Origin of the sequence: Streptomyces sp. NPDC032940, from assembly GCF_040636935.1 — a bacterium.
Taxonomy (GTDB): domain Bacteria; phylum Actinomycetota; class Actinomycetes; order Streptomycetales; family Streptomycetaceae; genus Streptomyces.
This window is the reverse complement of the sequence record NZ_JBEZVJ010000003.1, coordinates 260,639-276,941: the sequence shown is the minus strand read 5'-3', so window position 1 is coordinate 276,941 and position 16,303 is coordinate 260,639. Positions and strand designations below refer to the sequence as shown.

Below are 16,303 nucleotides of genomic sequence, written 5' to 3'. Positions count from 1 at the left end.
TCTGCCGGCGGTGCCGGTCGGGCTGTGCGGGGAGCCGTCAGCCCTTGACCGAGGTCACGAAGGCGTTCCACGCGTCGGCGGGGAACGCCAGGACCGGGCCCTCGGGGGTCTTGGAGTCACGGACGGCGAGCGCCGACACGACGGGGGACTTGACCTCGACGCACGCGCCGTTCCCTCCGGAGTAGGAGGACTTGGTCCAAGATTCCGTGGCGCCCTGAAGAATTGCCATGTCTGCTCCGATGGCGAGTGAGTGCGGTTTACGCCAATGACGCTTGATCTTTGGCGTGATCGACGCTACTCGCTGCCCTCGCCGATCGGAGCAGTCATTCACCCGACCGGATGGCATATTCCAGGTGAGTCTTCCAGAACGGCCCGGCCGGGGTGTAAGATCCCGCCGCTTTCAGCGCGCGTACTCCTTGGCCACGTCCTCGATGCGCTGACGGGACTGCTCCACGTTCAGCGCCTGGGCCCGCAGATGCTCGTACATCACCGTGTACTTCTGCACGTCCTGCGCCTTCTCCAGGTACAGGTCGCTGGTGACGCCCTCGATGTACACGACGCTGGAGTCGGCCGCGTCGGCGAACTCCAGGATGGAGTACTGGCCGTTGATGCCGGGGTGCGCCCCGACGTCGAACGGCAGCACCTGCACGGTGATGTGCGGCAGCTGCGACATCTCGGCGACGTGCTCCAGCTGTTCGCGCATCACCTGCCTGCTGCCGACCTCGCGGCGCAGCGCCGCCTCGTCGAGGACCACCCACAGGCGCAGCGGGTTGGCCTCGGCGGAGACGCGTTCCTGACGCCTTATCCGGACCTGGACCCGCTTCTCGATGTCGGCGACCGACGTCTCGGGCAACGCGCCCTGGATGAGCGCCTCCGCGTACGCCCGGGTCTGCAACAGGCCGGTGATGATCTGGGGTTCGTACGTCCGCAGCGACTCCGCGTCGATCTCCAGGCCGATGTAGACGCTGTACGGGATGTCACCGAAGGCGTGCCACCAGCCCTGCTGGCGCGAGTCCTTGGCCATCTGCATCAGCGAGTCGACGATCCGCTGGTCCTCGACCTCGTACACCCCGCACAGGTCGCGGACGTCGCGCTGGCTGATGCTGCGCCGGCCGTTCTCCAGGCGGCTGATCTTCGACTGGGAGACCAGCAGCCGCTCCGCCACCTCCTCGGCCGTCATGCCCTTGAGCTCACGGAGCCGGCGCAGCTCCTGGCCCAGCCGGCGCCGCCTGACGGTGGGATTGACATTGGACGCCACGGGACGTGCACCTCCGGCTGCGTGACTCATACCTGCCACTTTGCGTATCTGCTGCTGAGCAGACTGCCACCAAGGTGCTTTCTACCGCTGGGAAACGGTCGATATGCGCCGCGTACACGCCAGTTCGGGTCCGTACCCCGCACACGCGGCCGCGCGGGGCGGCGGGGCCGGCGTCGTCCGGGTGTGCGGACGTACGGCCGGTCCCACCGCCCCGCGCGGAACTGCGGCTCCCGTCAGCGGGTCTGTGGGGACTTTCCGTGGGGACTGGTGGTGCGGCGGTGCGTGGTCGTGCGTGGTGCGGCGGTGCGTGGTGCGGTCGTGCGGGTGGTTCCCGTGATACGGCTCAGTGGACCACGGCTCGCGCCATGGATCCGTGGCGTGGCTGCGCCGGAACACCGCGGGCGGGTTCCGGGGCGGGCCTCGCCCCCGGTCCGGCGGCCTGCCGGCCGGCCGGTGCCGGGCTGCGGCGCGGCTGTGCCGCCGCACCGTTCTGGACGTCCATCACCGCGTGCGCCACCAGGCCGCCCATGGGGTCGTGCCGGATGAGGTCCCGCAGCCGGGACCGCGACGAGCGTCCTTCGTTGCCCGGGTAGAGGTGCTTGCCGAGACCGACCGCGTGGGCCAGCGCGGCGAGCGCCGCGGTCCGCGGGTCCGGCGGTACGCCGGTGCGGATCGCCGAGTCCAGCCGGGCCTTGATCTCCCGGCTGATCGCCGTGTCCGTCGCCTGGTAGCGAGTCGTCGGCAGCACCCCGCACATCTGGCCCTCCACGGCATGCACCATGCCGCAGCGTTCCAGATGCGAGAGATAGGTCTGGCGCAGCCCGAGTCGGGGTCCGCCAATCCAGTTGACCGCCCGTACGGGAGCGCCACGCCTTCGCAGCAGCTCCAACGCGCAGTCGAGTGTTGGATCTCCAGTCGGCCGTGGGGCCACCACGGCGATACGATCCCCGTCTGGGGCTATCCGTCCGGCCAGCGCCAGCTCCACCAGCTGTGCTCCGGCCAGACCGAGGTCGAGCGACTGCGGCTGTGCGGTGGTACCCGTGGTCGGGTCCAGCGCCAGCAGCAGAAGCTCCTCCGGAAGTGTTCTGCGGCTCCTGCCCATCCATGCCTCCCCGCGTGGATGAAAGACAGGGTGACCCCTCTCACATTGGTCTGTCGAGGGTGCGTGACCGGTTCGTAGTGGAACCAGTAGGTATGTCGTTCTCGTCTACCGCGTGGGTTCTACCCGTACACAGGACACTGGTACATGGTTCGGTAGCGCACACAGGACGTGCGGCGCATGGAGGAGGCATCGGTGGCGGGCGAGTTCCCCGACAGGTCGAAGCAGCGCGAGTCGTCGGAAGAACCGACGCCGGGGAGCACGGGTCCGGTTCCCGAAGCCAGGACCGAGGCGAGCGGGACGCGTGACCCGCGGCTGGCGGTGGCGCGGGACTCCGCGACGCCCCGCGGTGGCGTGGACACGGCGACCCGGGTGCTGTCGGTCCGCGAGACGGAGACGGGGACGGAGGCTTCGAAGGCGGAGACCTCGGCAGTGGATACGCCGGACACGGAGACGCCGGAGGCGGAGGCCGACGGCGAGGCCGGGGCGGAGACCGCGCCCGGGACCACCGCCGACACGGACGCGGACACCGACGCGGACTCCGGCGCCGGGACCGGGGCGGAGGCCGAGGCCGACGAGGAGCCGGCCCGGGGCGCCGACGGCTCCGCGGCGGAGCCGGAGGCCGAGCCCGAGGACGGCGGTGGCGCCGACGAGGACGGCCCCGAGGACCCCGGTGAGGACAGCCCCGAGGACGCGGGCGCGTCGGACACCTCCGGGGACGGCCGGCTGCGGGACGCCGTGGCGGCGTGGGTCGCGACCGCCGACGAGCGTGCCGCCGCGAACGCCCGGCGCGAGGCCGCGGAGGAGCCGGCGGACGCCGCGTCGCCCGACGAGCCCGTCCAGGACGCCGGCGCGGCCCCCGACGGGGTCGCGGACGCCCCCGCGGAGCCCGCGGACGACCGCGCCGCCGCCGAGGACGCCGACGCGGACGAGAAGGCCGACGCCGAAGGCGCCGAAGACGCCGACGCGCCGGACACCGACGTGGACGGGAAGGCCGGGGCCGACAAGAGCCCCGTCGACCAGCCCACCGCGGTCTTCAAGGCCGTGCGGCCGCCCGCCGGGCCCTCCGTCGACCAGCCGACGACCATGCTGAAGCTGGGCGACGCCGGGAAGAAGGCCGACAGGGCCGACAGGGCCGGGAAGACCGAGAAGGAAGACAGGGAAGACAAGGCGGGCGGGCCCGACAAGGGCGGCAAGGCCGAGGCCGACGCCGAGCGCACCAGCAAGTTCGTCGCCCTGCGCCACCCGGACGACCCCGCGACCCGCAAGCCCCCGCGGCCCGCGCAGGCCGGTCCCGAGGCGCCCCGTGCGGCGTCCTCCGGGGTCACCGCGGCGGTGCCGCAGGTCGGGCCCGAGCGGACCACGCAGCAGCCGTTGCCGCCGAAGCCGCCGCTGGACCTGCTGGCGGAGCTGACGAACACCCCGCCGCCCCCGGAGACGCCGCTGCGCACGACCGTGCGCCGGGTCAAGATCTGGACCCCGCTGGTCCTCCTGCTGGTGATCGTCTTCGGCGTCATGCAGTCCATGCGCCCGCTGCCCGAGCCGACGCTCGACCTCACCGCGCAGGAGAGCTTCACCTTCGAGGGCGCCAAGCCCGAGATCCCGTGGCCGTCCAGCGGACAGGCCGCGCTCGACGTGCAGGGCATCGGCTCGTTCGGGTCGTCCGGCGAGCAGAAGCCCGTGCCGATCGCCAGTGTCGCCAAGGTCATGACCGCGTACGTCATCCTGCGTGACCACCCGCTCAAGAGCGGCGCCGAGGGCCCGAAGATCAAGATCGACCAGGCGGCGGAGGACCAGTCGGACGCGGGCGACGAATCCACGGTCCACGTCTACGCCGGTGACTCGATCTCCGAGCGCGAGGCCCTCAAGGCCATCCTCATCGCGTCCGCGAACAACGTGGCGCGGCTGCTGGCCCGCTGGGACGCGGGGTCGGAGGAGGCGTTCGTGGAGAAGATGAACGCCGCCGCCGAGGACCTCGGCATGACCAACACCACGTACACCGACCCGTCGGGGCTGAACAACACCACGGTGAGCACCGCCGTGGACCAGGTGAAGCTGGCCCGGGAGGCGATGAAGCAGCCCGCCTTCCGCGAGGTCGCGGCGATGATGTCGTACGACGACTACAAGGGCGAGAACCACTCCAACTGGAACCAGCTGGTCGGTCACAACGGCGTCGTCGGCATCAAGACCGGCACCACCACCTCCGCGCTCGGCAACCTGGTCTTCGCGGCGAAGAAGGAGATCGGCGGGGAGACCCGGACCATCGTCGGGGCGGTGGTGCGCCAGCCGGCCACCGCCGACAAGGGCATCCTCGCCGCCGCGCTGGACGCCAGCGACCAGCTGATCCGGGCCGCCCAGGACACCCTGCGGTCGTCGACGCTCCTGAAGAAGGGCTCCGTCGTCGGATACGTGGACGACGGACTCGGCAACCGCACGCCGGTCGTCGCCACACAGGACGTCAAGGCCGTCGGCTGGCCGGGGCTGACCGTGAAGCTGACCTTCGAGGCGGACCAGGTGCCGCACACGGCGAAGGCCGGCACCAAGGTGGGCACGCTCACCGTGGGCGACGGCGGGGTGAGCGGCGCCGTGAGCGTCCCCGTCGCGCTCCAGCGGGACCTCGTCGAACCGGGCTTCTCGGACAAGCTCACCCGGATCGGCTGACCCCCGGCCCGGCCCGGCCGGACCACACCGCGAATGCCCCGTGCCCCTGCGGGCAGGCGAGAGCCGCAGGGGCGCGGGGCACTGCCGTGGGCGAGGGAGCCAGGTCCCGCGGGTGCGTGCTAGCGTCACGAAACGGGGCAGGTCGCCGGGTCGCGGGAACGCGGCCGTGAAGAGTACGGAACCGACGCGGCCGAAAGCGGAAGACGGGACACGGGGAGTGCCTTCAGGTGGCCACTGCGGAGCCGACACGCGCCGACGACGCCGATCCGGGCCCGGGTGCGGGCCCTCGACCACGCGTACCCGCGCCCCGCAAGGACGGCGGGGACGGCGCCGACGGCGGGGCGAGCGGGAACACCGGCCGTGAGGCACGCCGCGCCGGTCCGGAGAGCGCGGGCGGCCCCGAAGGGCCGTCCGCGGTGAAGCGCGCCTTCCTCGCCGTGCGCGAGCGCATGCTGCGTCACCCGGTCCTGTCGGTCACCGCCCTCGCCGGGGTCCTCCACATCGCCTGGTTCTTCACCTTCGCGAACAGTGGCGGCGACCTCGCGGCGCAGGACGCGTGGGCGGAGTTCGTCGGCCGGCACCCGGCCTCGGCGTACAACCTCGCCTGGTACGGCGGCATGCATCCGGTGTCCTACAGCGTGGTGTCGCCGTATCTGATGTCGGTGCTCGGCGTCCGGACCACGCTGATGATCGCGGGAACCCTGTCGGCGGGACTGCTGACCATGCTGCTGATCCGCAGCCGGGTGGTCCGCAACCCGCTGTGGGCGACGCTCGCGGGCCTGTTCGGGCTGCTGGGCAACGCGGTGTCGGGGCGGGTGACCTTCGCGCTGGGCACGATGTTCGCGCTGGGCGCGGTGGCCACGGTGTTCTGCTGGCCGTACCGCTGGCGCCACGAGCGCTGGGCGAAGGCCCTGTGCGCGGCACCGCTGGCCGCGCTGTCCACGATGTCCTCGCCGGTCTCGGGCCTGTTCGTGGGCCTGGTGGCGGTGGCCCTGTTCCTCCAGAAGCGCCGCCCGGGCGCCTGGGCGCTGGGCCTCGCGCCGGCCGCCGTGGTCGCGCTGTCGGCCTGGCTGTTCCCGTTCTCCGGCACCCAGCCCATGGGCTTCGGCTCGACGGTGCTGCCGCTGCTGTACGCCGGCTTCGTGTTCTGGCTGGTGCCGCGCACCTGGACGACCGTGCGGATCACGTCGGCGGTCTACGGGCTGGCGGTGCTGCTCGTCTGGGTGATCAGCTCCCAGATCGGCTCCAACATCACGCGCCTGCCGATGCTCTTCGCCGGGGTGGCGCTGGTGGCCGCCATGCCGTTCACGGTGCGGCGCACGCGCAGGTGGTACGCGCTCGTGGTCGCGCTCGCCGGGTTCGCCGGCTGGATCGGCTTCAAGTCGGCCGACGACGCCGTCCACACCCAGCCGGCCGCCTCCTGGGCGCGCGAGCTGGCACCGCTGCTGAACGAGCTCCAGGAGGTCGGCGCCGAGAAGGGCCGCGTGGAGGCCGTACCCGCCCGCTCCCATCGCGAGGCCTCGGCGCTCGCCCCGTACGTGAACCTGGCCCGCGGCTGGACCCGCCAGGCCGACATGGAGCGCAACCCGCTCTTCTACGACGACACCCTCAACTCGGCGAACTACCACGAGTGGCTCCAGCGCTGGGCCGTGCACTACGTGGTGCTGCCCAAGGACGAGCCGGACGGCGACGGCGGCAAGCGCGAGCGGGAGCTGCTCCAGCGCGGGCTGCCGTATCTGAAGCAGGTCTGGGGGGACGCGAACTGGCAGCTGTTCCGGGTGACCGACCCCACGCCGCTGGCGGAGCCGAACGCGGTCGTCCAGCGGGCCGAGCAGGACGAGTGGGTCATCGACGTGCAGCGGCCCGGCCCCGTCCTGGTGCGGATGCCGTACTCGCCGTGGCTGAGCCTGGTCGACGCCGACGGCAAGAAGCTCAAGCCGCCGCGGGAGACGGAGGCCTCCGAGGACCGTCCCGAGGGTTCGCCCAGGACGTTCGAGAACGTCAACGGCTGCCTGACGGAGACGGAGGAGACCGTCGAGGGCGACACGTGGACGGTGCTCGTCGCCCCGAAGGCCGGCACCTACCGGCTGTCGGCGCCGTACGGGTTCCAGCGCGGCACCCCCTGCCCGGACGAGATGAAGGACGAGCTCGAGGAGCAGCTCGCGGACCGGCTCTCCGACGAGCTGAAGTTCGCGCCCAAGGAGTAGCCCCGCGGCGGGAGGTCGGCCGGGACCCGGTCCACGGGTCCCGGCCGACGTGTTTCCGGACCAACCTCGGGCGTTCATGTCCGTGAACCTAGGTCAACAAGCAGAACTTTTTTACTTGCTCTTGACCCGTCACTTTCTTGTCGTGCCCGCGCCGACGCACCCACGATGAGCGGGCACTTCGCCGCGCGCCTCGCCCTCACCCCGCTCATGCGAAGTGCCGGCCGACTGAGCGGAGTTCACAAGGCGGACCCCGGAAGGGGGCACATGAACGGTCTCGACTGGTCCGTGCTGATCGGCTACTTCGCCGTGATGGTGGCGATCGGTGTCTGGTCGCACAAACGCGTGGACAACGTCAGCGACTTCTTCACGGCCGGCGGCAAGATGCCCTGGTGGCTGTCCGGCATCTCCCACCACATGTCGGGCTACAGCGCGGTGATGTTCACCGGGTACGCGGGCATCGCCTACACCTACGGCGTCACGTCCTTCGTCACCTGGTCGTTCCCCATCGCGCTCGGCATCGCCATCGGGTCCCGGCTGTTCGCGCCGCGCATCAACCGGCTGCGCTCACGGCTCCACGTGGCCTCCCCGCTGGAGTACCTGAAGAACCGCTACAACCTGCCCACCCAGCAGGCCCTGGCCTGGTCCGGCATGCTGCTGAAGATCGTGGACGTGGCCGCGAAGTGGGCGGCCATCGCCACGCTGCTCTCGGTCTTCACCGGCATCTCCCTCAACCAGGGCATTCTGATCACCGGCGTCATCACGGGCATCTACTGCACGATCGGCGGCCTGTGGGCGGACGCGCTGACCGAGCTCGGCCAGTTCGTCATCCAGCTGCTGGCCGGCGTCGCGATGTTCGTGGCCGTCGTCCTGAAGCTCGACGACCACGGCGGCTTCTTCGGTGTCTGGGACGAGCCCGCCCTCCAGGGCCACGGCAAGCCGCTCGTCGGCCCGTACGGGACGGTGTTCCTGCTCGCCTTCCTCTTCATCAAGCTCTTCGAGTACAACGGCGGCATGCTCAACCAGGCCCAGCGCTACATGGCCACGAGCAACGCCCGTGAGGCGACGCGGTCGGCGCGGCTGTCGGCGGTGCTGTGGCTGGTCTGGCCGGTGGTGCTGTTCTTCCCGATGTGGATGTCGCCGCTGCTCGTGGAGTCCCAGAAGCCCGACGGCTCCGACTCCTACGGCCTGATGACCGAGCAGCTCCTGCCGCACGGCCTCCTCGGCCTGGTCATCGTCGGCTTCTTCTCGCACACCATGGCCATGTGCTCGTCGGACGCCAACGCCATCGCGGCCGTCTTCACCCGCGACGTGGCACCGGTCGTGTCGGCGCGGGCGCGGGCCTGGGGCGAGCGGTCCGGGCTGGTGGCGGCGCGGGTGACGACGGTGGTCTTCCTCGCCCTGTCCATGGCGGTGGCCACGCAGGTCAACTCGCCCACGTTCAAGGACATCATCACCGTCGTCATCAAGTGGGTGGCCGGTCTGATGGGCCCGATCGCGATCCCGATGATGCTGGGCCTGCTGCGGCCCTTCCGCCGCTCGGGACCGACGGCCGCGCTCACCAGCTGGGCGGCCGGTCTGCTCGCCTTCTGGCTGGTCAACTACCCGGTCAACTGGAACGTCGAGGGCGGGGTGCCCCTGGAGTACCAGGTGTCCGTCCCGCTGGCGGTCTCGCTGGTCCTCTACGTCCTGATCGGCTACCTGAAGCCGGAGGACACCCCGGAACGGCTCGCGATCATCGAGCGGGTCAACACGGACGACGACGCCTCCGGAGCGGCGTCGGCCGTCCCGGCGCCCGCGGGAGAGCGGGCCGGCGCGGCGGGGCGGGCCCCGGTGAAGGACTGACCCCGGTGAAGGGCCGAGGCCGCGCTCAGGCCCTGGGGTAGCGCGCCAGCCAGCCCGGGGACGAGCCCGCCGGTCCGTGCAGCGCGGGACCCTGGGTCATCTCCATGGCGAAGTCGTCGGCCAGTTCCAGGATCGTCGGACGGCCCTCCAGCTCGGCCAGCCAGGCCGGCGGGAGGGCCGTCTCGCCGTGCAGGGCACCGAGCAGCCCGCCCGTCAGCGCGCCGGTCGCGGCGGAGGGCCCGCCGTGGTTGACGGCCAGCCGCAGTCCGTGCCGTACGTCCTCGGCGACGAGGGCGCAGTACACGGCGGCGGCGACCAGCCCCTCCGCGGTGCCCTCGCCGGCCAGCCCGGTCACCCGCGCGGGCGTCGGCAGCCCCTGCCGTACCGCGCCCAGCGCGTGCTGCAAGGCCTCCGACACCGGCTCGTGCCCGGGCCGGGCGGCGAGCAGCGAGAGCGCCCGTTGCACCGCCGGGTCCAGGCTCTCCCCCCGCGCCAGCCCGTGCACGACCACGGCGTACGCGCCCGCCGCGAGGTTCCCGGTGGGGTGGCCGTGGGTCTGCGCCGCGCACTCCACGGCGAGCTGGGCGACCAGTTGCGGCTCCCAGCCGACCAGCAGCCCGAAGGGCGCCGACCGGGCGGCGGCCTCGGGCCCGCGCTCACCGGGGTTCTTGGGCGCCTCGGGCGTGCCCATCGTGTCGTCGCCGAGCCCGAGCAGCAGGGCGCGCGTGGGATCCCGCCGGGCGTACAGCCACTCCTCGCGGGCCAGCCAGCCGTCGTCCTTGCGCCGCTCGTCGGGGCCCCAGTCCCGCTGGGTCGCGGACCAGCGCCGGTACGCCCGGTGCAGATCGGTCGGCGGATGCCAGGCCCCGGTGTCGCGCCGTACCTGGGCGCGGATCAGCCCGTCGACGGAGAACAGGGTGAGCTGCGTGAGGTGGGTGACGGCACCGCGCCGCCCGTAGGCGGGGGCGAGGTCGGCGGGCCCCTCGGGTCCGTGCGCCTCCCGGAGGGCGTCGAGGTCCAGCGCGTCGACGGGCGCCCCGAAGGCGTCCCCGACGGCCACGCCCAGCAGCGTCCCGCGCACCCGGCTGCGGAAGTCCTGCTGCTCGGCACGGCCCCACACGGCGGCACCGCCCGTCGCGCCCACCTGACCTCCCGCGGCATCGTCCAGACGTACGACGCGAGCACTGTAATCGAACGGGATGAGTGCCGGGCCGCACGGGCATGAGGTGAGCATGACCACCACCTCTTCGCGGGCCCTGCCCCTGGCCGCGGCCCTCCTCACCGGCACCGTCGCCCTCTACATGGCCCTGGTCGCCTTCGGGAACATCACCGACTTCGGGACGAACCAGGCGTTCGTCCAGCACGTGCTCGCCATGGACACCACGTTCAAGGACGAGGACCTGATGTGGCGTGCCGTCACGAACGAGGGACTGCAGAACGCCGCGTACGTGGCGATCATCGCCTGGGAGACGCTGGCCGCGCTCGTACTCGTCGCCGGCACCTGGTTCTGGTACCGGCGGGACGCGGCGCGGGCGCGCAGGGTCTCCACCCTGGGCCTGCTGATGGTGATGCTGCTCTTCGGCGCCGGCTTCATCGGCATCGGCGGGGAGTGGTTCGCGATGTGGCAGTCGGACACCTGGAACGGGCTGGACGCGGCGACGCGGATCTTCCTGCTCAGCGGCGTCGTGCTGATCGTCACCCACCTGCCGGCGGACCGGGCCGGCGCTAGCGGACGACCGTGACCTTGGTGCCGGCCGTCGCGAACGTCCAGACGGCCTCTCCGTCCGCCTTGTGCAGCCGGACGCCGCCGGTCTTCGTCCCGGGGGCTGGCGGCGGGGGCGAGGAGCCGTCGACCGCGTTGGAGAAGGCGACCGAGACGCCGTCCTCCAGGGCGAAGTACACGATGTGCTCGATCGGCACCCCGTCGGAGCCGGTCGTGGAGTCCCGGCGGGTGCCGACCGTGTAGTCGCCGGGGTCGGGGCTGACCGTGCCGGGCCACACGGTGAACGTGCGCCGGGAGGCGTCGCTGGCGTCGACCAGCCAGGCCCGCTTCTGGCCGAGGGAGTAGACGATGCGCCGCCCGGTGCCGGAGCCGTCCGGGACCGCGGCCGGCGCCGTCTCCTTCGGTGCGGGGGGCGCCGCCGCCGAGGCCGACGGGGCGGGCCGGGTCACGGCGGCGGTGGGGTGCGGGCCCCGGTCCGCCTGCACGGTCAGCACGCCGACTGCCGCTACGGCCGCCACGGTCAGCCCGGAGACCCAGGCCCACGAGGGAAGTCGGGCAGGCACGGGCACGCATCTCCTCAGCTACGAGAACCCCGACACACCGGGGGCCCGATCATCGTACTGCGAGCGGCCCGTGCCCCCGCGCTCAGTCCAGCACCGGCAGCAGCTCCGGCAGGTGCCCGTCCGAGGCCGTCGCCGCCCGTTGCCGTTCCTCGGGGACCTCGCCGTACAGCGTGGTGCGGGGCCTGGCGGGGCGGCCGGCGGCTTCGGCGACGGCGATCAGGTCCTTGACCGACTTGTAGGAGCCGTAGGAGGAGCCCGCCATGCGGGAGATCGTCTCCTCCATGAGCGTGCCGCCGAGGTCGTTGGCGCCGGAGCGGAGCATGTCGGCGGCACCCTCGGTGCCCAGTTTGACCCAGCTCGTCTGGATGTTGGGGATGTGCGGGTGCAGGAGGAGCCGGGCCATCGCGGTGACCGCCCGGTTGTCCCGCATCGTCGGCCCGGGCCGGGCGATGCCCGCCAGGTACACCGGCGCGTTGGTGTGGATGAAGGGCAGCGTCACGAACTCGGTGAAGCCGCCCGTGCGCTGCTGGATGCCGGCGAGGGTGCGCAGGTGACCGAGCCAGTGCCGGGGCTGGTCGACGTGGCCGTACATCATCGTGGAGCTCGACCGGATGCCCAGCTCGTGGGCCGTCTCGATCACCTCGATCCAGGTGGCCGCCGGCAGCTTGCCCTTGGTCAGGATCCAGCGGACCTCGTCGTCGAGGATCTCCGCCGCCGTGCCCGGGACGGAGTCGAGGCCCGCCTCCTTGGCCGCGCTCAGCCACTCGCGGATCGACATCCCGGTGCGGGTCGCGCCGTTGACGACCTCCATCGGCGAGAAGGCGTGCACGTGCATGCCGGGGACTCGGGCCTTCACCGCCCGCGCGATGTCGAAGTACGCGGTGCCCGGCAGGTCCGGGTGGATGCCGCCCTGCATGCAGACCTCGACCGCGCCCACCTCCCAGGCCTGCTGGGCGCGGTCGGCGACCTGGTCGAGGGAGAGGGTGTAGGCGTCGGCGTCGGTGCGGCGCTGGGCGAAGGCGCAGAAACGGCAGCCGGTGTAGCAGACGTTGGTGAAGTTGATGTTCCGGGTGACGATGTACGTCACGTCGTCGCCGACCACCGACTTGCGGACGTCGTCGGCCACTCGGCACAGGGCGTCCAGCGCCGGGCCGTCGGCGTGCAGGAGGGCGAGAGCCTCGTCGTCCGTCAGCCTGGTGGGGTCGTCGGCGGCCGTGGCCAGCGCGGCGCGTACGTCGGTGTCGATGCGCTCCGGAGCCATGCCGGGCGCCGCGGCCTCGCGCAGGGCGCCCCAGTCGCCGTACACCTCGTCGAAGTCGTCGCGGCGGTCCGAGGTGCGGCCCTCGGTGTCGATGGTGCGGTGCAGGTCGGTGCGGCCGGACGCCTCGAAGACCTCGTCGGGCTCCTGCCACGGGTGCCCCTGGACCGTGGCGTCCTCGCGGGCGAGTCCGGTGTCCGGATCGGCGAGCGCGGCCACGTGCGGGCGCAGCCGCGGGTCGAGCCAGGGCTCGCCGCGTGTGACGAACTCCGGGTAGACGCAGAGCCGTTCCCGCAGGTCGAAGCCGGCGGTGCGGGACCGGGCGGCCAGTTCCTCGATCTGCGGCCAGGGGCGCTCGGGGTTGACGTGGTCGATGGTGAGCGGGGAGACGCCGCCCCAGTCGTCGATCCCGGCGCCGATCAGCCGCTCGTACTCGGCGTCCACCAGGTTGGGCGGGGCCTGGAGGCAGGCGGAGGGGCCCATGATGTGCCGGGCGACGGCGACCGTGGCGACCAGCTCGTCCAGCTCCGCGTCCGGCATGCCGCGCATCGCGGTGCCGGGCTTGGCGCGGAAGTTCTGGATGATCAGCTCCTGGACGCCGTGGTAGGCCCGGGAGACCTTGCGGAGCGCGAACAGGGACTCGGCGCGCTCCTCGTACGTCTCCCCGATGCCGATGAGGATGCCGGACGTGAAGGGCACCGAGGAACGGCCGGCGTCCTCCAGGACCCGCAGCCGTACGGCGGGCTCCTTGTCCGGGGAGCCGTGGTGCGGCCCGCCCGGCTCGGACCACAGACGGGTCGCGGTGGTCTCCAGCATCATGCCCATGGAGGGCGCGACGGGCTTGAGGCGCTGGAAGTCCGTCCAGGTCAGGACGCCCGGGTTGAGGTGGGGCAGCAGGCCCGTCTCCTCCAGGATCCGGATCGAGATCGCGCGGACGTACGCGATCGTGTCGTCGTACCCGTGCGCGTCCAGCCACTCCCTGGCCTCGGGCCAGCGGTCCTCGGGCTTGTCGCCGAGGGTGATGAGGGCTTCCTTGCAGCCGAGGGCGGCACCCTTGCGGGCGATGTCCAGCACCTCGTCCGGCGACATGAACATCCCGTGTCCCTCGCGGCGCAGCTTGCCGGGCACGGTGACGAAGGTGCAGTAGTGGCACTTGTCCCGGCACAGCCGGGTCAGGGGGATGAAGACGCTCTTCGAGTACGTGATGACGCCGGGGCGGCCGGCGGCCTCCAGGCCCGCGTCACGCACCCGGGCGGCGGACGCGGTGAGGGCGTCGAGGTGCTCCCCGCGGGCCTGGAGCAGCACCGCGGCCTCGGAGACGTCGAGGGCGACGCCGTCCCGGGCACGTTTGAGGGCGCGACGCATCGAGTTCTCGGTGGGACCGGCGGCACCGGCCGGGTCGGCGGGATCGGCGGGTCCGGTTCCGGAGGTCGCGGAAGTCGTCATCCTTCGAGGATACGAGCGGCGTGATCGTGACACGGAGGACGTCCGGCCGCCCACCGGCCGGTTTCCGGCCCTCCACCCACCACACCCCTTTCCTTGCACGGCAGTTCACGGCTCAATACGAGGGTTGCACGCGCCACCACTGCACCACCCGTGCCCTGTCATCGACGACACCCTGGGAGCAGCAGCATGTGCGAGGACGACCACGCCGGGATCGGCAGACGCGCGGTGTTCGTGACGGGAGCCGCCGCCGCGCTTACGTTGGGGACCGTGAGCTTCGCCTCGGCGGCGGGCGGCCCGGGCCCGCGCACCAGAACCGTACGCGGCACCCTTCCCCCCGGCTCCCCCGACTTCGTGTACGTCCCCGTCGAAGTCCCCTCCGGGGTACGGGAGCTGAGGGTCTCCTACACCTACGACCGCCCCACCCTCCCCGCCGGGACGCCGGGCAACGCCCTCGACATCGGTGTCTTCGACGAGCGCGGCACCGAGCTGGGCGGCCGGGGTTTCCGGGGCTGGTCGGGCGGGGCGCGCACGGAGTTCTTCGTCCGCGCGGACGACGCCACGCCGGGCTATCTGCCGGGCCCGGTCCGCCCGGGCACCTGGCACATCGCGCTCGGCCCGTACACGGTCGCCCCACAGGGCCTGTCGTACGAGCTGACGATCACGCTGACGTACGGGGAGCCCGGCGAGACGCCCCGGCCGGTGTATCCGCCGTCCCGGGCGAAGGGGCGGGGCCGCGCCTGGTACCGGGGCGACTGCCACCTGCACTCCGTGCACTCCGACGGCCGCCGCACCCCCGCCGAGATCGCGGCCCTCGCGCGGGCCGCGGGGCTCGACTTCATCAACTCCTCCGAGCACAACACGCACTCCGCGCACGCGCACTGGGCGGACCTGGCCGGCGACGACCTGCTGGTCATGCTGGGCGAGGAGGTGACGACCCGCAACGGACACGTCGTCGCCCTCGGCACCGACCCCGGCACCTTCGTGGACTGGCGCTACCGGGCCCGCGACAACCGCTTCGGCCGGTTCGCCCGGCAGATCCGCCGCGCCGGCGGCCTGGTGGTCCCGGCCCACCCGCACGCCACCTGCATCGGCTGCAACTGGAAGTTCGGCTTCGGCGAGGCCGACGCGATCGAGGTGTGGAACGGCCCCTACACGCCCGACGACGAGGTGGCGCTGGCCGACTGGGACGGCATGCTGGTCGCCTCGGTGCGGGAGGGCCGGGACGGACAGGGTCCCGGGGCCGGGTGGATCCCGGCGATGGGCAGCAGCGACGCCCACCGCGACCCGGACACCGTCGGACACCCGCAGACCGTCGTCCTCGCCGACGACCTGACCCGGGAGGCGGTCCAGGAGGGCATCCGGGCGGGACGGTCGTACGTCGCCGAGTCGTCGAAGCTGTCCCTGACCTTCACCGCGTCGGGCGGCCGCGGCGAACACGCGGGCATCGGCGAACGGCTCCCCGTCGCCCCGGACACCCCGGTCACCGTCCGCCTGGAGGTGACGGGCGCCCCTCGCTGCACGGTCCGGTTCGTCACTGACCAGGGCGTGCTGTTCACCAGCGCGCCGCTGCCGGCGTCGGGCGCGGGCACCGTGGAGTGGCGCACGACGGCGTCGTACGCGGCGTACGTACGGGCGGAACTGCGTCACGAGGCGGCCGCCGGCCCGCTGCCGGGGGTGCTGGCCGCGTTCACCAATCCGGTGTTCCTGGGACGGCGTTAGGGCCCCGGCGCGCCCGGCCCCGCACCCGTCTCGCCCGTTTCTCCGCGACCATGGAGGCACACGAGACGGGAGCTGAACGAACGATGTCGTCCTACGCCGAGACCAAGTACCGGGCCGTGACGGCCCTCCAGCGCCGGCTCAACAAGGTCATGCGCCGGCTGCCCGCCCAGACCCTCCTGGAGACCACCGGCCGCGTCTCCGGCGTCCCCCGCCGCACGCCCGTCGGGGGACGCCGGGTCGGGGACGCCTTCTGGCTGGTGTCGGAGTTCGGTGAGCGGGCGCAGTACATCCGCAACATCCGGGCCGACCCCCGGGTCCGGGTGCGGATCCGGGGCCGCTGGCACCCGGGGACCGCCCACCTCCTCCCCGACGACGACCCGCTCGCCCGCCTGCGCCGCCTGCCCCGCTGCAACAGCCTGGCCGTACGGGCGATGGGCGTCGGGGCCGGGCTGCTGACCGTGCGGGTGGACCTGGATGAGGCAGGGAGCAGGTGAGGAACCTGTGATCGGCGTCTCCCACGGCTGACG

General features: G+C 72.4%; 12 protein-coding genes. 6 read left to right on the top strand and 6 right to left on the bottom strand.

The features are described 5' to 3' along the window. Positions 1-37: 37 nt before the first annotated feature. The 3 genes from AB0E77_RS06230 to AB0E77_RS06220 form a co-directional block, all read right to left on the bottom strand. The gene (locus tag AB0E77_RS06230) at positions 38-229 is read right to left on the bottom strand and encodes a DUF397 domain-containing protein (RefSeq protein ID WP_361566277.1); all 192 of its coding nucleotides are present in this window, start codon (positions 227-229) and stop codon (positions 38-40) included. A 171-nt stretch (positions 230-400) separates the two neighbouring features. Continuing rightward, positions 401-1,258 carry a helix-turn-helix transcriptional regulator gene (locus tag AB0E77_RS06225; RefSeq protein ID WP_361566274.1) on the bottom strand — a complete coding sequence of 286 codons (858 nt, stop codon included), beginning with the start codon at positions 1,256-1,258 and terminating at the stop codon, positions 401-403. A gap of 343 nt (positions 1,259-1,601) precedes the next feature. Beyond that, on the bottom strand, positions 1,602-2,360 hold the full coding sequence (locus AB0E77_RS06220) for a GPP34 family phosphoprotein (protein WP_189233184.1): 759 nt from the start codon (positions 2,358-2,360) through the stop codon (positions 1,602-1,604). Between the two features lie 177 nt (positions 2,361-2,537). On the opposite strand from AB0E77_RS06220, the gene AB0E77_RS06215 reads away from it, so the two are divergent. The 3 genes from AB0E77_RS06215 to AB0E77_RS06205 all read left to right on the top strand — a co-directional run bounded on the left by AB0E77_RS06215 (position 2,538) and on the right by AB0E77_RS06205 (position 9,067). Beyond that, positions 2,538-5,018 carry a D-alanyl-D-alanine carboxypeptidase gene (locus AB0E77_RS06215; protein ID WP_361566271.1) on the top strand — a complete coding sequence of 827 codons (2,481 nt, stop codon included), beginning with the start codon at positions 2,538-2,540 and terminating at the stop codon, positions 5,016-5,018. Between the two features lie 227 nt (positions 5,019-5,245). Then, on the top strand, positions 5,246-7,225 hold the full coding sequence (locus AB0E77_RS06210) for an MFS transporter (protein ID WP_361566268.1): 1,980 nt from the start codon (positions 5,246-5,248) through the stop codon (positions 7,223-7,225). 264 nt (positions 7,226-7,489) lie between these two features. Next, entirely contained in the window at positions 7,490-9,067 is a 1,578-nt protein-coding gene (locus AB0E77_RS06205; protein ID WP_361566266.1) for a sodium:solute symporter family protein, read from the top strand. Positions 9,068-9,092: 25 nt separating this feature from the next. Here the strand turns inward: AB0E77_RS06205 and AB0E77_RS06200 are convergent, their stop codons facing one another. Beyond that, positions 9,093-10,211 (bottom strand): ADP-ribosylglycohydrolase family protein, encoded by a 1,119-nt coding sequence (locus AB0E77_RS06200; RefSeq protein ID WP_361566264.1) that lies wholly within the window; start codon positions 10,209-10,211, stop codon positions 9,093-9,095. A gap of 88 nt (positions 10,212-10,299) precedes the next feature. Here AB0E77_RS06200 and AB0E77_RS06195 point away from each other — a divergent pair, with 88 nt between their 5' ends. Then, complete coding sequence (locus AB0E77_RS06195) at positions 10,300-10,809, top strand: DUF2165 domain-containing protein (RefSeq protein WP_361566261.1); 510 nt, start codon at positions 10,300-10,302, stop codon at positions 10,807-10,809. Here the strand turns inward: AB0E77_RS06195 and AB0E77_RS06190 are convergent. Together AB0E77_RS06190 and AB0E77_RS06185 are read right to left on the bottom strand one after the other, a co-directional pair. After that, positions 10,793-11,353: a hypothetical protein gene (locus tag AB0E77_RS06190; protein ID WP_361566258.1), complete on the bottom strand. Its 561-nt coding sequence runs from the start codon at positions 11,351-11,353 to the stop codon at positions 10,793-10,795. The two genes, AB0E77_RS06195 and AB0E77_RS06190, sit on opposite strands and share 17 nt — an antisense overlap. An 82-nt stretch (positions 11,354-11,435) precedes the next feature. Further along, positions 11,436-14,057, bottom strand: coding sequence for a bifunctional FO biosynthesis protein CofGH (locus AB0E77_RS06185; protein WP_361566255.1), 2,622 nt, complete (start codon positions 14,055-14,057; stop codon positions 11,436-11,438). A gap of 186 nt (positions 14,058-14,243) precedes the next feature. On the opposite strand from AB0E77_RS06185, the gene AB0E77_RS06180 reads away from it, so the two are divergent. Together AB0E77_RS06180 and AB0E77_RS06175 are read left to right on the top strand one after the other, a co-directional pair. Continuing rightward, on the top strand, positions 14,244-15,776 hold the full coding sequence (locus AB0E77_RS06180) for a CehA/McbA family metallohydrolase (protein WP_361566252.1): 1,533 nt from the start codon (positions 14,244-14,246) through the stop codon (positions 15,774-15,776). Positions 15,777-15,859: 83 nt separating this feature from the next. Continuing rightward, entirely contained in the window at positions 15,860-16,270 is a 411-nt protein-coding gene (locus AB0E77_RS06175; protein WP_361566249.1) for a nitroreductase family deazaflavin-dependent oxidoreductase, read from the top strand. Positions 16,271-16,303: the final 33 nt, after the last annotated feature.